Raw genomic sequence first — 14,439 nt, forward strand, 5'->3', positions numbered from 1 at the left:
AAGATCGGTTGGGTGGCATTCTCACATCGACCGCCGACAAGATTCCCCGACCGGGCGGTGGCCGTCGTGCGGCGCGGAGGTGCACCCGGGCCGGATGCGGTTCGTCAGGCGGAGGCGGTGGGCTGACGGGGCAGCGATGAGGTGGCCGCAGTGGCGCGGTAGCCGGCGGACTGGAGGGTGAACAGTTCGGCGTACCGGCCGCCTGCGGCCATGAGCTGGTCGTGGGTGCCGGTCTCCACGAGACGGCCGTGGTGCAGGACGTAGATGCAGTCGGCGTGCCGGACGTTGGCCAGCCGGTGGGTGATCAGGATGGTGATGCCCTGTCCCTGCCGGTCGCGGATGGCCTGGAACAGGGCGTCCTCGGCGCGGGGATCGAGGGCGGATGAGGGTTCGTCCATGATCAGCAGGTCGGCGTCGCGCAGGAAACCCCGGGCGGCGGTGATGCGTTGCCACTGCCCGCCGGAGAGGTCCTGGCCACCGGCGAAGGTGCGGTCGAGCAGGGTCTCGTAGCCGTACGGCAGATCGGTGATCATGTCGTGGGCGACCGCGCGGGCGGCGGCGGTCTCGATGCGGGCCTGTTCCGGGACGGTGGTGATGTCGCCGATGGCGATGTTCGTGGCGGCGGTGAAGGGCCACTTGTGGTACTCCTGGGTGACGACCGCGATGCGGGCTCGCAGGGCGTCGGTGTCCCAGTCGGCCGCCGGGCGGCCGTTGAAGCGGATGGTGCCGCCGGTCGGGGTACGCAGGAGGGCGATCATGGTGGCCAGGGTCGACTTGCCGGAGCCGTTCTCACCGACGAAGGCCACCGTCTGCCCGTCCCGGATGCGCAGGCTCACCCGGTCGACGGCCGCAGTCTCCCGGTCGGGGTAGCGCAGGCTGACCGCCTCCACCACGATCTCCCGCAGCCGGTCCGGTGCCTCCGCACCAGGGGCGGCGGGCGGGGGCAGGTAGTCGGCGGCGCGGGTCATGAAGCCGGTGTAGTCCCGGAAGTGCTGCCCCTCGGTGTAGACCCGGTCGGTCTGGAAGGTGACCACGGACAGGGACCGCTGCGCGGACTGGATGGCGATCACGCAGGTCGCGGCGGCGGCCAGGGGGATCTGCCCGTCGATGAGCAGCAGACCGAGCAGGACGTACACCACGGCGGTCGCGATCCCGCCGATCATCGCCCCGATGGTGGTGGTCGTGGTCACCCGGCGGGCCAGGGCCAGTTGGATGTCGGTCTCGACCCCCATGACCCGGTCGTACTGGTCGAGCAGGAAACCCCGCAGGCCGTAGGAGCGCAGTTCGGGGGCGGAGTCACGCTCGGCCATCAGGCGGTGCAGCAGCCACATCCGTCGCCGCCGCACCGACCCGGCGGCGTAGGTCCGGTAGCGCAGATGCCCGGCCCGCAGCGAGGCCCATCCGCTCGGCACGGTGGCCATCAGCAGAGCCGGCAACAACAGGGGGTGGATCACCACGACGGCGATCGCGACGGCGATCACCCCGGCCAGACCGGCCAGCAGGTTCATCGACGCCTGCACCAGGTCCGTGGTGGAGGCCGAGCCTCGGGTGGCCCGTTCCATGTCGTCGGCGAAGGCGTCCGCGTCGAAGGCCTCCAGCCGTACCGCCGTGGTCATCTCGAACAGCCCCCGTTCGACCTCCCGGTCGACCTTGGGGGTGAGGCCGTTCTGCGCGTACCCCATCGCGGTCGCCATGCTCGCGCGCAGGACGATCACCGCCGCCAGGGCGATCAGGGCCGGTAGCGCCGCGATCACCTTGTCGGGGGTCGGCCCACCGGCGAACAGTTCCACGAGCACCCGTTGTGCCGCGAGCAGCCCGAAGGCCGACATCACCCCGGCCCCGACGGTGGTCACCGCCACGATCGAGGTACGCAGCCGGTCGGCCCGCCAACTCACCACGATGGCGGCCCAGACCAGGCGGGGCAACTCGGAGAAGACCGCGAACAGGCTGGCCTGCGCCCGCGCCCGCACCCCGGTCTCCCACCACAGCTCCCGCAACTCCGGCAGTACGGAATCCTGCCGTGGCGACTCCTGCCTGCGGGCACCATCCTCTGTAATGGACAAGGAACTACCTCCCGGGGTCTGCGGCAGGTGACCGCTACGGTGTCGAACAGATCGGACCTTGGCATTGGGTGACAGGCCAATCTCGCAGAGTAGTTTCCCGCTGTTTCCAATGGCGCCATGCCGCATCGATCCGACACCGGATCCCCGTCAGCAGCGGGGGGCGGCTCCGCTGCGGGCGGTGGGTGTGCAGGCCGGGACGAGGCTCCCAGGCGTACGGTGTGCCTCCGTGGTCGTCGTCTTCATCGCGCTCGTGCTGCTGTCGCTGGCGTGGCCGGTGGTAGCGGGTGGTGCCGCTGTGCTCGTGGTCCTCGCCGGGCTGGCCCTGAGGACCGGCCGGCGGGTGGGCAACGGGTGGACGCGGGCGGGATGGTTGCTGGCCGTCGGCGCGGCGTTGACAGGGCTCGCCGCCTATGGTCATGGGCTGGCGGCGACCACCTTCGGCTTACTCACCGACGCCGACGACCGGTGCGCGCTACGGCAGCCGGAGGGCTACGACCCCCGCCACGGTGCCCCGAGCGGGGGTACGCAGAGCATGTGGCCGCTGCATGACACCACCTGCGGTCCCGACCTGGTACCCGACTACGTCAACCCCCTGGTGGTGGGATCGGCGATGCTGTTCCTGGCGCTCGCGGTGACCCTGACCAGCGTGAGGGTCAGGTCTCGTCGGGCCAGGTACCGGTGCACCGGCGCGGCGACATGAGGGCGATCGGTGTCGCGAACCGACCCCGACCGGGCGGCGTGGCCGTGGTCAGCGGAGGTCGACCTCGACGTGCTCTGCCGCCAGGAGGTCCAGTAACTGATCCAGACTGGTCGCCGGGGCCAGCAGACGTTTGTCATAGCCGGTGACGAGGTGTTCGCGGGCGACAGCCGAATCGTGCCACACCAGCCGGAACGGTGTCCGCGCGCCGAATTCCCCGCTGAGACAGTCGTGGAGCGCGTCGAGGTTCCAGCCGAAGTACCCGCCGGGGCCGTTGATCGCCTCGCCGATCGCGCAGTAGAACCCTTCGATGTCGGTCACGTACCGCCCGTCGAGGTCGTAGGTGGTGCCGGGTGGCCGGTCGGCCGCATCGACCCGGTGGGCGAGCGCCACTCCGGCCCAGTGATCGCGCAGCTCGCGGTCGTAACCAGCCCACATGTTCCTCATTGCGGGCCGCCGGACGCGCCAACCTTCCAGGATGTCGAGGACCCCCAGCGGCAGAGGTTCCCGTGGGTCGCTGTCGACGGTCACGTCGAAGAGTCCGGCACCGAGGCACGACGGCTCGCCCGCGACGACCGTTCCGGAGACCACGGCGCCGCTCACCGGGCGGGCCGAGCCGTCGGCAGCTGTCATGTGCACCTCGGCGCGGATCCGGCGGCGACGCCGGGCGGCCTTGCTCGCGTTGCTGACCGCACCGAGCGCGGTGAGCAGTGGTGCTTCCGGTCGGCAACCGAGCAGCCTGATCTGCGGCACCGGCGGTGCGGCCTGCTCGCGGAACACGCCCGTGACGTCCCGGCAGGCGCCGTAGCGCGTGTCGTCCCGGCCGAGCAGGACGAACCCGGCGACGTCTGGGCGTACCACCGCGTCCGTGCGGTCGTAGAGGTGGACGAACCCGTCGAGTTCGATGTCCCCGGCCCGCGGTCTCGTGCTCGGTCGTTGACCGAGTACGACGACATCCCCGAGATCCTCGCCCCACCAGGACGGCGAACTGCCCGGTGGCCCGGGTGGTGCCGCCAGGCAGATGTCACCCAGCCAGGCACGTTCGGTGCCGAGCGCCTCGACGGGCAGCCGATCCAACAGCTCGGCGAGCGCTCCTTCCGGGGCGCAGCCGACAAGGGTGAACCGCTCCCGCTGCCGGGACGGCAGGTCGACGAACAACCCCTCGATCTCGGCGCACAGTGCCAACGGGATGTCGTCATCGTCGGAGTCGTCGACGCCGATGCCGCCGACCAGCAGCCAGCGTGGAGCGACCGGATGCGCCCAGGCCCACCGCCGCTGCACCGGCGTACGCCCAGCCCCGGAATCGGCGTCCGTCGTCACCTCGCGACCCTATCGCCAGACCATCGTCCACAGGTGCCGGTCCCCATCGAGCAGGGGTGTCCAAAGTCGTGCTGCTCGAACAGTCGGAGAGTTGTGTGAGGATCTTGGGGTGAACAGTGGGCCGGGATGGCTTATCGGCAGCTGGTTGGCGGTGGTCGAGCATCCGGAACTGGTCGACGACGCCCTCGACCGGGACGACCCGTACGCGGGGGTGGCTCTGCTCGCTCTGACGCTGCACCATGAGGATTCCGAGGTGACCCTGCCACGGGTCAAGCGAGGGCTGAGATCCTCCAGCGCGCAAACCCGCGCCAATGCGTTGCAGTCACTGGGCCATCACGCGCGCCTGCACGGCGCGCTCGACGCCGAGTGCGTGCATCTGCTGCGGGTGGCATTGCGCGATCGAACCCTCCTGGGCGGATACACCCTTCGCGCGTACGCCGGCGATGTCGCGAGCGACGTGGGGATGTTCGTACCCCGGGCCGCACTGCCCCGGTGGCTGCGCCGCCGGTTCGCCGGTCCGCTTCAGCCGACGACGACACGACGCTGCGGCGTCAGAGGTCGTAGCCGCCGGAGTCCGGCGGCGGCGCTGTCGGTGAAGCGGGACGGGTTGCCCGTAGAGGGCTCTACGAGCCCTCTACGATCGCAGCGATGATCGCCTGCCATCGTTGATCCGCGCCGGCTGTCTCGACCTGCTCCGGTAGGGGCGGGTAGGTGGGTGGGTAGCCGGCATAGATGAACAGCCGATCGACTAAGCGGTAGTTCGAGGTGCAGCGGGGAGCAACGGCCTCCCAATCCGCGCGTACGGCACCGATCCGTCGCCGATCCTCAAGACGCAGCGCGTGCAGCAGTGCCACCGACCATTCCCGCCATCCAGGGGTGCCGGAGCGGGATCGCGCGATGGAAATGGCCTCGCCGAGTATCGCGGTCACGGCAGGGTCGTCGCCCACCAGGCACACCGCTTTGGCGGCGAGGGACGTTCGCAGCGTCAGCCACATGCCGTGTCGGTCCGTCTTGCTGGCCAATTTGTCGCATTCCGCGACGGTGGTTCGACCGGCGAGGGCTGCCCGCCACAAAGCTGACGCCTCGTTCTCGATGGCGATCCGGTGCTGCCCCAGCGCGTGCAGGTGCCTGGCTCGCGCGGTCGGCCCGGCGATGGCCTCCGACAGATGCCCTCGTTCGAAGGCGAGGTCGCTTCGCAGCCGAGCCGCTGCGGTGTCCTCAGCCGGAGGTGAATGCCGAAGGAGGTATTCCAACTCCTCGTAACGACCGAGCCAGTGCAGGGTCCGCGCGACCTGGTAACGCAGAAGTGAGGAGTCGGGCTCCTCCGCGAGGATCGGCTGGAGGATGACCAGCGCCTTGTCGGCCTCGCCGACTGTCCGATAGTCGTATGCGAGAAACAGGCGAGATGCCCGGGCGATGTCCTTCGGCAACGGGGTGGTGAGGAGGTCCTCGAGGTAGCCGATGCGCTGGCCAGTGCTGCGGTCGCGCCACCCTTCGAAGAACCGGGACAACTGCCCCATCCAGGTGCGGGTGTCCGGGGGTGGGAGCCGTTCGGCCGTCCGGCTCATGCCGGGAAGTTCGGTCAGCGCCTGTCGTAGCCAGGGGGCCTCGATATCGTGCTCGGCGGACAGGCCGGCCGCCAACTGAAGCAGATCAAGCCGGCAGTCGATGTCGCCCAGCACCTCTCCGTGCCGCTGCCGCAGGGTGTCGAGCAACGTGTGCGCGCGGGCGAGGCGGTCCGCGGGAGTCCAAGCCCCCGGGCTGGCGGGCGCCTCGTTGGACAACGCCGAGCGGACCGCGTCATGCAGCCGGTAGGGAAACCTGGGGTGTTCGTCGATACGAACCAGCGATCGGTCGCAGAACCGGCGCGCGTCGCCCTCCAGGCGTCCTGCGGCCGTCGCCACCAGGGCGGCGTCGAAACGGGTGAGCAGGCTTGCGGTACGAGCGATGTCCCTTTCCTCTTCGGGAAGGTCGGCGAAGACCCGGGTCACCAACGCAGGCAGCGATCCTCCGAACGACTTCGGATCCAGAGTCTGCGTGCCGGCGGCTCGGGCGATCGACAACGACAGGTCCAGATACAGCGGCAGGCCGTGGGAGCCGAGTCGGATCCGATCCGTCACCTCCTCGCTGAGAACCGGGTTGCCGCCGGTGCCGGAGGCGCGCTCGAGGTATGTCACGACGTCCACGTCAGACAGGTCTCCGACGAGGTGCTGGCAGGGTTCGGCTCGGGCGGGAATGCACAGCCCGGGCCAGATTTCCGAACCGGTGTAGGGCAGGACGCCGTGCAGTGCTGGAGATGCCCAATCGAGGCTGCGCTGCGAAGTCACCACCCACAGAATGCCGGGGGTCAGGTGCACGATTCTGTTGAACAGGCGTTCCTGGACTCGGTTCCCGCCCTGGATGTACTCGGCGGCATCCGCGAACACCACTGCCACCGGTCGTTCGCCCCGGAGCAGCCGCTCGAGATCCCACGAGAGCAGACCGGCCAGGCTCGACGCGACGCCCTGCGAAGGATTCCGACGCGCTTCGTCGATGATCGCCACGAGCGGATCACATTCCCGCAACATGCGGTCGCGAAGCCGCCGCTGGCGGATTGCGTCGACGATGCGGACCCCGGTACGGACACTCAGCGGCCCGATGCCGAGGCTGACGCCGAGGTCGCCGATGAGGTCGCCGAGGGTGTCGACGATCTGCGTACGGACATCGAGTCCGTTCGCGTTGGTCATCGTGGGCAACGGTGTGCCGGGGCAGGCCAAGGTCCACCACGCGGCCAGCCCGAGGTCGAACGCCGGGAACCTGCGGCCCTCGCCCGCCAAGGTCGCGCGGAGACAGAGCAGAACATCTGCGGCATTGACCACCTTGCTGCCGTGGAAGTCGATCCGAGCAGTACGGATGGGCTGATCGAAGACGGGTGCCTGGCCCCACTCCGCGCTTTCCGGCAACTCTCCCAGCAGCCACCGCTCCAACCGCTTCGACAGGGCGGTCTTACCGATTCCGCCAATCCCGTAGAAGGTCAGTACATTGCGCCGTGTCGGGGTGTCGAGAGTGCCGCTGCCGTCGACGACTCGCTCCAGGTGGCTCAGCACCGCCTCGGCGAAAGCCTTGTGCTCGGGAACCCGGTTGGTGAAGAGGTCGACTGCCTTGTACTGCGGTTCGAAAATCCGATCGAGATCCGTCATAGATTCGACATGTTCCCATCATGCATCGGGCCGGCGTGCAGTGAAGGTAGTCCATCAAGCACGCCAGGTGCGCGTAACCCATTCATCAGCCGTCACTTCCAGTCTGGAACGCCCAGAGTGGTGGAGGATTGGGGCCACGAGGATCGACGATCGGCCACGTCGGGTAGTCGGTGCGGCTGACTGGACGCTGGCCCGCGGCAGGTCTGCTCGCCAACGCGACTGAGTAGGGATGCTCAGTGCGGACACCGTTCGCGGTCTCAGGTGTCGGCCCGGCGGGGTGGTGAGGATCATGGCATGGCCGATCTGCCGCACCGACCCCTCGCTCTGCGTACCGCTGACTCGCCGTTGCCGGGCCTGGCCGCGCGTGGCCGGCAGGCCGTGCTGGCCCCGCTCGGCCGCACGGTCGCCGCGCTGAGCCGGCTCGTCAGCCGGCACCCTGCCGGATGGCGGTGGGTGGCGCGGCGGCACCACCCGGTCCTGGACGGTCTGGCCGCGGCCAACGCCCAGTCCGTCTGCGTACGGGCCGCCCGGCAGGTGCCCGCCTACCGGGCCTTCCTGCGCGCCCGCCCGGCCGGTGCCCGCCACCGGCTGGCGGATTTCCCGGAGACCGACAAGCTCGGCTACGTGGTGGCCCACGACGCGGCCGACCGCTGCTGGGGCGGGCGGTTGCCGACCCGTGGGGTGGTGGTAGACGAGTCGGCCGGTTCGTCCGGGCGGCCGTTCAACTGGCCCCGAGGGGACCGGGAACTGCGGGCGGTGCACCGGGACATCGTCGGCTACACCAAGCTGGTCTTCCCGATGCGCCGACCGTTCGTGATCAACGCGTATTCGATGGGGGCCTGGGCGACCGGGACCACGACCGGTGCCGCGATGGCCCGGATCTCGGTGGTGAAGAACACCGGCCCGGACCTTGGGAAGATCATCGACACCCTCCGCGAGTTCGGTCCGGACTTCGACTACCTGGTGACGGCGTACCCACCGTTTCTGAAGCATCTGCGCGACCGCCTGGACGCCGAGGAGTTTCCCTGGTCGCGGTACCGCATCTTCGCCAGCTGCGGCGGTGAGGGGATGACCGAGGCGCTGCGCGACTATCTGGAGCAGCGGTTCGCGCTGGTCCGGTCGGCGTACGGGGCCTCGGACCTGACCATCGGCATCGGCGCGGAGACCCGGTTCACGGTGTGGCTGCGGCGGCGGCTGCAGAACGACCGGGCGCTGCGGGCCGAGTTGCTCGGCGCCGACGAGCAGCGGCTGCCGATGGTGTTCCAGTACAACCCGTTCGCCACCTACCTGGAGACCAACGAGCACCGGGAACTGGTCTGCACGGTCACCACCGAGGTGCTGCAACCCCGGCTGCGGTACAACATCGGCGACGAGGCTCTGCTCGTGCCGTACCAGCGGATCGTCGAGCTGGCCCACCTCGACCCGGTACGCCGGGCCGAGTTCCGCACGGCCGTCTCCGCCGAGCGGATGACCCTGCCGGTGTTGCTGCTGTTCGGTCGGCGCGACTCCACGGTCTCCTACCTGGGGGCCAACCTCTACCCCCAGGACGTGGAGTACGGCCTCTACACCGGCAATCCGTACGCCGCCGAGATCAACCGCTTCTGCCTGACCCTGGTGGAGGACGCGGCCCTGGAGACCCGACCGGTCATCCACATCGAACTGCGCCGTGCCCTGACCGCCGCGCAACGCGAAGCCCTCGCCATCGCCTGCCGCACCGGGGTACGCCGACACCTCACCTCGGTCTCCCGGGACTTCGCCCAGTCCCTGGTGGAGGACCCGACCGCCGGGGACCTGCGGGTGGAACTGCACGAACCCGGCAGCGGCCCGTTCGCCGGTGAGCAGAAGATCAAGAACGTCTACCTGGTGAGGTGACCGTGCGTACCCGTGACTTCTCCCGCGCCCCGGCGCAGGCCCGCGCCGGCGCGATGTTCATCGGCGCCACCCGCTACTCCAACCCCCTGGTCCTGCTGCGGCTGGCACCGGCCTGGATCCGGATGGTCCGGGACATGCGCCGGATGTCCGGCTACTGCTGGCACACCGTCTACTGGCAGTTCCCGTTGACCCTGGGCACGATCGCCTTCTTCACCGACCGGGAGGCGATGCTGCGCTTCGCCCGCACCCGCGAGCACCGCCGGTTGATGGTCTGGCTGACCGACGGCACCCGTAACGCGACCGCCGGCTTCATCCGGCTCTACACGGCCGCGCCGGACGGATACTCCAACGGCACCTGGCGCGCCGAAGGCCCGCAGATGGGGCACATCGCCACCTTCACCCCCATCGGGGCGGAGACCAGTGGCCCGGCGGTCCTCCGGTGACCGCGACCACCCACCGGTTCGAGCGGGTGACCAGCCGCCGCACCCTGCGGGAGTTCCTCGCCCTCACCGACCGGTTGTACGCCGGTGAACCCCGCTACGTGCCCACTCCACGGCAGCAGATCCGGCGCTGGTGGCGCGACGGCATCTCCCTGTACGTCCTGCGGGACCCCACCGGCACGGTGGTCGGCCGCACCACCCTGCACACCGACACGGCCTTCGACACCAAGCTCGGCCGCCGGTGCCAACTCTTCGGGCTCACCGAGTTCACCGAACCGGCCGCCCGGCCGCTGTTCGACGCGATCACCGCGCACGCCGAACCCGACCGGGACCTGCTGTTCGGCCCGGTGGCGTTGCTACCCAACCAGGCCGGTGGAGTGATCACCTCCGGGTACGCCGACCGGGGCTTCGTCGACAGCGCCTGGAACCCGCCGCACTACGTGACCGCCTACGAGGCGTACGGATTCCACCGCCGTTTCGAGGCCGACACCTGGATCTGCCCGGTGCCCGCCCCGGCGCAACCGAAACCACCGATGCCCACCGAGCCGGACGGCGGACGCCTGGAACTGCACCGAGGTGACCTGCGGCGTCTCGACGACCAGCTCGGCCTGCTGCGCGAGATGCTGAACGCCTCCTTCGCCCAACTGGGCTACTACACCCCGATCTCCGAGCGCCAACTGCGCCGGCAGACCGACGGGCTGGGGTACCTGCTGGACGAGTCGTTGCTGCTCTACCTGACCCGCGACGGCATCCCGGTGGCCTTCGTGCTCTGCGTACCGGACATCAGTGAGTTCCTGGTCGCCGTCCGCGGCAACCTGCACGTGGTCAACCAACTGCGGCTGCTGACCTCCGGCCGCCGCCGCTACCGCCGGGAAGCGGTGCTGATCATCAAGGGGGTCCTCCCGCAGTACCAGGGGCGTGGCTACCAGCGGCTGCTCTCCGCCCACCTGCACCACAACCTGCACACCGCCGGCTACACCACCCTGCGCAGCACCTATGTCGAGCGGGACAACGTGGCATCGGCCGCCCAGTACCGGCGGCTCGGCGGTCGTCCGCTGCACGGCTACACCTTCTATGCCAAGGAGCGATAGGTGGACCTCGACGCTTTCCGCGCCCTCGAACCGCTGTGCTGGCGGGCCCCGAGCGCGCACAACACCCAACCCTGGCGGCTGCGCTACGAGCCCGCCGGGATCCGGGTCGGATGGGAACCGGCCCGTACCCTGCCGGCCGGCGATCCCACCGGCCGTGACCTGCGACTGTCCCTCGGCGCCTTCGTCGAGACCTGCCTGATCGTCGCCGCCGACGCCGACCTGCACCTGAAGTACGTCGCCGATCCCGAGGACCAGTGGGTGGGTTGGCTGCGCCCGACCGAGGACCCCTACCCGACCCCCTTCCGCACCACGGACGTGTGGGAACGCCGTACCGACCGGGGTCGGTTCTCCGCCGGTCCGGACCCGGAGGCGCTCGCGGCGGTGGACCGGGAGGCCCGGCAAACTGGCGGTGAGGTACGGGTGGTGCCGCAGGCCGACCGCCTGGGTGCCCTGCTGCGCACCGCCGACCAGCACCTGTACGCGGACCCGGCGATCACCGCCGAGCTGCGCCGTTGGCTCCGGCTGGATCCCACCCATCCGAACTACCGCATCGACGGGCTGACCGACCGCTGCCTGGCCCTGTCCCGGCCCGCTGCGGTAGGACTACGGGCGGGGCTGGCCGCGTACCCCCTGTTGCGTCCGCTGGGTCTGCCCCGGCTGCTAGCCGCTGCCGACGATCCCCTGGCCCGTGGCGGCACCGTGCTGGCCCTGATCGCCCCCGAGGGGCTGGACCAGGCCGGGCAGGTCGAGTTAGGCCGGGTACTGCTGCGCTGCTGGTTGACCCTGCACACCTCCGGGCTGGCAGCACACCCGCTGAGCCAGCTGATCGACGTCGCGGCCACCCGTACGGCCCTGGGCAGCCTGCTGAAGGTGGCACCGGAGCGGCTGGTGCATGTCACCCGGGTAGGCCGACCCACCCGGCCCGCGCCCCGGTCGGCGCGCCGAATCCCCAGCGACGAACCGGCCTGACCCGTGGGGAGCGGGTGCTACCGCTGTCGGGTGCGGGGATGCTGCTTCGCCGTTCGCTCGTTGCCGTGCTTGTACTGGCCGGTGACGCGGGCCATCAACTCCTGAGGATCATCGACGTCTACATCGGTCAGGAACCGGGCCGCGGCGGCACCGCGCAGCACGACGGCCGGGCGGCCATGATGCCGCACCTCCACGTCCCCGTTCTTGCGGACGCGATAGGTGAATCCTTCAGGGGCGCCGGACATGGCGGCATCTTCGCTTGCCGACGGCCCCGCACACCACCCAATTACGCGGCCGCCGACTGCGTCGTCGTACTCCGGGGCGGGCACGTCTCCGCCGGCGCGGCGGCCATCAGGGTCGACTCTGAAGGCGGGTCTGGCCAAGGCGGGTCGTCAGCCGGAGGCCAGGGCCTGACGGACCGTCTGGGCCACCATCGCGGGTAGCGCCGTTCTGCCTGCCCTCTTCCGGCTCTTCGGTGCCGTCGGCTCCCGGAAGGTCCACCGCGACACCGTCCAGAGCGGTCAAGGCTGGTCAGCATTTCGGAGGTCGTCCGAACAGCCTGGGTGAATCGGCTGTAGGTCCATGTCGGACTTCCGCATCCGAGACGCATTGACATGGAGATTCCAGATACGCCATGTTGGTGGCCCGTAATTGGAGTTCCTGGATCGTGGAGAACAGTTGCCAGGCAATCTGTGGCGGCTGCCGCTGCCCCGGTCAAGGGGTATCTGGGGTTGCTGACGATCTGGCGCTGACGGTTCGAAAAAGGTGATCGCATGGAGTGGGTGTGCGTGGTTGTGGTCATCGGTGCGCTTGTCGCGGGAGTCGTCGCCTACCGCAACCAGCAGGACCGGGGGGATGGTGATCCCGATCATGCGGGGGCGCCTCAGCAGGGGTCGCTACCAGATTATCTTGATATGCCGCTCGATGCCCGGCTGGCCGCTCCGGAGTGGAGTGCCCCGATCGCGTCGGCCGGCTACGACCCGGCGACGGCCGACTTCGTCAGGGTGGTAGGCAGGACCATGGTGAGTTCGCGAGGATTTCGTGCCTCAGACGGTATGCCGTTCGCCTCTCCGAGAACGGGAATCCTGATCGTCCAGGGTGGCAGAGTCGGGATTGCGTTTCCCGACGGCGGGCGCGTCGTCGTGGTGAGCTACGACAACTGGCGCGGGGAGTTGAACGTCGGGAATACCGGCATCTTGAAACTGGTCTGGGACGATCGGTCCCAGGGCATCGTCTTCTCAGCGATAAACGTCGAGACACCCGAGGGCAGCGAGTTTGCCAATGCCCTCGTTCAGTACATTCACACTGTCTAGTGTGCCTTTCATCATCGGCACCGAGCATTCGGCGCCGTGTATGTCAGGGCTGGCATCCAGCGGAGGCACGGTGCGGGGAGCCGGGGGCACGCCGGAGGGGCGTGCCGCCGCGGCCGCACCGCACTGTCAGACCCGGATGTCCAGAGCGCAGAGCTGGGCCGCGCGTACCAGGTGCAGGATCCGGAACCGGGACTGGCCGGCGGTGTACGTGGGGCGTACCAGGCCACGCAGCACCAGGGAGCGGACGGCCCGGCCGCTGTCGGGCAGGCTGTGGCCGGTCAGGGTCATCACCTCGGCCAGGTCGAAGGTCTCTCCCCGTACGCAGAGGGCGTCGAGCAGTTCGCGTTCGGGGGTGGGCAGGGTGGCCAGCCGGCGGTCCAGGGCGTCGCGCAGGTTGATGCCGCCGTCGGGGCCGGCGAGGTGGTGCAGCAGTCCGGCCGGACCGTCGTGCAGGCACTGGTGCAGGGTCGCGATGTCGTAGACGACGAGCCAGGACGCGGCGGCGTGGATGGCCTGGGGTACCCCGTCCAGTCGCCGGCAGATGTCCGCGATCAGCGCGGCCTCCCGGATGTCGGGGTTGACGTCGGGACGGAATCGGCGGGCCCGCTCCATGAAGATCCGGACCGCGGGGACGTCCACGGTGAACGGTTCGCCTTCCGCGGGTACGGCCAGCGGGTTGAGCAGGAAGTGTCGTTCACCGGGTGCCCCCAGGGGGAATGCGGCGGTGACCAGGATCCGTAGGCCCGGGCAGTCGCGCAGCAACTGCCCGATGCGGTGGGCATGAGCGGCCTCGGTCACCCCGTCCAGCACCAGCAGCGGCGGCCGGTCGGCGACGATCTCCATGAAGGCGGCCAACTCGTCCGGCCCGTTCACCGGGGGTGCACCACCCCCGGTGCCGAGCAGTTGATCGGCGGTGGCGCGGACCAGGGTGGAGAGGCGGTCACCGCCGGTCGGGCCGGTGAGGGGGCACCAGAGCACCGGGGTGCGCTCGGCGGTGTGCAACCGGGTGGCCACCTCAAGGGCCAGCCGGGTGCGGCCGACCCCGTCTATCCCGACGATGGTCACCAGCCGTTCGGCGCCGGTGCCGAGTTCGTCGACGATGACGGAGGTCTCGGCCTCCCGCCCCAGTTGTACGTCCACGGCCAGGGGTGGGGACGGCGGGTCGGCCTCGTAGCCGGCCTTCACCGCCCAACTGGTCCGTCCTTCCCCGGCGGCGGACTCCAGATCGGCGCGGGCCCGTGTTCCGAGTCGCAGGCCGTCGGCGATCAGCCGTACGGTGTCCTGCCGTGGTCGGCGGGCCCGGCCCTGTTCGAGGTCGCGGATCGCCCGGACGCTGACGGTGGACAGGTCCGCCAGTTCCCGCTGGGTCAGCCCGATGCGGGTGCGATGCCGGCGGACCAGCGACCCGAACAGCGGCACGTTATCGGCGATCGGCACGTCGATGCTCATCTGTTGTCCCACTCCCTATCACGATTGCGTGGTGACGGGGGTGGCG

At 69.7% G+C, this 14,439-nt stretch carries 12 protein-coding genes; 7 read left to right on the forward strand and 5 right to left on the reverse strand.

Going from position 1 to position 14,439, the window contains the following annotated elements:
* Nucleotides 1–104: 104 nt before the first annotated feature.
* A complete protein-coding gene (locus OIE53_RS06465) occupies nt 105–2,063 on the reverse strand; it encodes an ABC transporter ATP-binding protein (RefSeq protein WP_327025651.1) in 1,959 nt (652 codons plus the stop codon).
* Between the two features lie 226 nt (nt 2,064–2,289).
* Between OIE53_RS06465 and OIE53_RS06470 the strand changes: the two genes are divergently transcribed.
* Nucleotides 2,290–2,763: a hypothetical protein gene (locus OIE53_RS06470; protein WP_327025652.1), complete on the forward strand. Its 474-nt coding sequence runs from the start codon at nt 2,290–2,292 to the stop codon at nt 2,761–2,763.
* A gap of 48 nt (nt 2,764–2,811) precedes the next feature.
* Here OIE53_RS06470 and OIE53_RS06475 read toward each other — a convergent pair whose 3' ends face one another.
* On the reverse strand, nt 2,812–4,080 hold the full coding sequence (locus tag OIE53_RS06475) for a barstar family protein (RefSeq protein WP_327025653.1): 1,269 nt from the start codon (nt 4,078–4,080) through the stop codon (nt 2,812–2,814).
* Between the two features lie 109 nt (nt 4,081–4,189).
* Between OIE53_RS06475 and OIE53_RS06480 the strand changes: the two genes are divergently transcribed.
* Nucleotides 4,190–4,732 carry a hypothetical protein gene (locus OIE53_RS06480; RefSeq protein ID WP_327025654.1) on the forward strand — a complete coding sequence of 181 codons (543 nt, stop codon included), beginning with the start codon at nt 4,190–4,192 and terminating at the stop codon, nt 4,730–4,732.
* On the opposite strand, the gene OIE53_RS06485 is transcribed toward OIE53_RS06480, so the two are convergent.
* Nucleotides 4,704–7,259 (reverse strand): tetratricopeptide repeat protein, encoded by a 2,556-nt coding sequence (locus OIE53_RS06485; RefSeq protein WP_327025655.1) that lies wholly within the window; start codon nt 7,257–7,259, stop codon nt 4,704–4,706. The genes OIE53_RS06480 and OIE53_RS06485 overlap by 29 nt on opposite strands.
* Nucleotides 7,260–7,553: 294 nt before the next feature.
* Here OIE53_RS06485 and OIE53_RS06490 point away from each other — a divergent pair, with 294 nt between their 5' ends.
* Genes OIE53_RS06490 through OIE53_RS06505 form a run of 4 tightly spaced genes read left to right on the forward strand, consistent with a single transcriptional unit; the run spans nt 7,554 to nt 11,631 of the window.
* Entirely contained in the window at nt 7,554–9,131 is a 1,578-nt protein-coding gene (locus OIE53_RS06490; protein ID WP_327025656.1) for a phenylacetate--CoA ligase family protein, read from the forward strand.
* Complete coding sequence (locus OIE53_RS06495; RefSeq protein ID WP_327025657.1) at nt 9,128–9,574, forward strand: DUF4188 domain-containing protein; 447 nt, start codon at nt 9,128–9,130, stop codon at nt 9,572–9,574. The genes OIE53_RS06490 and OIE53_RS06495 overlap by 4 nt, the downstream gene beginning before the upstream one ends.
* Entirely contained in the window at nt 9,571–10,662 is a 1,092-nt protein-coding gene (locus tag OIE53_RS06500) for a GNAT family N-acetyltransferase (RefSeq protein WP_327025658.1), read from the forward strand. Before OIE53_RS06495 ends, OIE53_RS06500 begins: the two co-directional genes overlap by 4 nt.
* Nucleotides 10,663–11,631: a nitroreductase gene (locus tag OIE53_RS06505; RefSeq protein ID WP_327025659.1), complete on the forward strand. Its 969-nt coding sequence runs from the start codon at nt 10,663–10,665 to the stop codon at nt 11,629–11,631.
* A gap of 17 nt (nt 11,632–11,648) precedes the next feature.
* Here the strand turns inward: OIE53_RS06505 and OIE53_RS06510 are convergent, their stop codons facing one another.
* Nucleotides 11,649–11,876 (reverse strand): hypothetical protein, encoded by a 228-nt coding sequence (locus tag OIE53_RS06510; protein ID WP_327025660.1) that lies wholly within the window; start codon nt 11,874–11,876, stop codon nt 11,649–11,651.
* A 528-nt stretch (nt 11,877–12,404) separates the two neighbouring features.
* Here OIE53_RS06510 and OIE53_RS06515 point away from each other — a divergent pair.
* Nucleotides 12,405–12,944: a hypothetical protein gene (locus OIE53_RS06515; protein WP_327025661.1), complete on the forward strand. Its 540-nt coding sequence runs from the start codon at nt 12,405–12,407 to the stop codon at nt 12,942–12,944.
* Nucleotides 12,945–13,070: 126 nt separating this feature from the next.
* Here the strand turns inward: OIE53_RS06515 and OIE53_RS06520 are convergent, their stop codons facing one another.
* Nucleotides 13,071–14,393 (reverse strand): ATP-binding protein, encoded by a 1,323-nt coding sequence (locus OIE53_RS06520; RefSeq protein WP_327025662.1) that lies wholly within the window; start codon nt 14,391–14,393, stop codon nt 13,071–13,073.
* Nucleotides 14,394–14,439: the final 46 nt, after the last annotated feature.

Source organism: Micromonospora sp. NBC_01739 (assembly GCF_035920385.1).
Classification (GTDB): Bacteria; Actinomycetota; Actinomycetes; order Mycobacteriales; family Micromonosporaceae; genus Micromonospora.

What these genes read in the sequence shown, in the direction of transcription:
- OIE53_RS06490 (WP_327025656.1), top strand. Translation starts at nt 7,554, where the DNA reads ATGGCCGATCTGCCGCACCGACCCCTCGCTCTGCGTACCGCTGACTCG.
- OIE53_RS06485 (WP_327025655.1), bottom strand. Translation starts at nt 7,259, where the DNA reads ATGACGGATCTCGATCGGATTTTCGAACCGCAGTACAAGGCAGTCGAC.
- OIE53_RS06520 (WP_327025662.1), bottom strand. Translation starts at nt 14,393, where the DNA reads ATGAGCATCGACGTGCCGATCGCCGATAACGTGCCGCTGTTCGGGTCG.
- OIE53_RS06515 (WP_327025661.1), top strand. Translation starts at nt 12,405, where the DNA reads ATGGAGTGGGTGTGCGTGGTTGTGGTCATCGGTGCGCTTGTCGCGGGA.
- OIE53_RS06510 (WP_327025660.1), bottom strand. Translation starts at nt 11,876, where the DNA reads ATGTCCGGCGCCCCTGAAGGATTCACCTATCGCGTCCGCAAGAACGGG.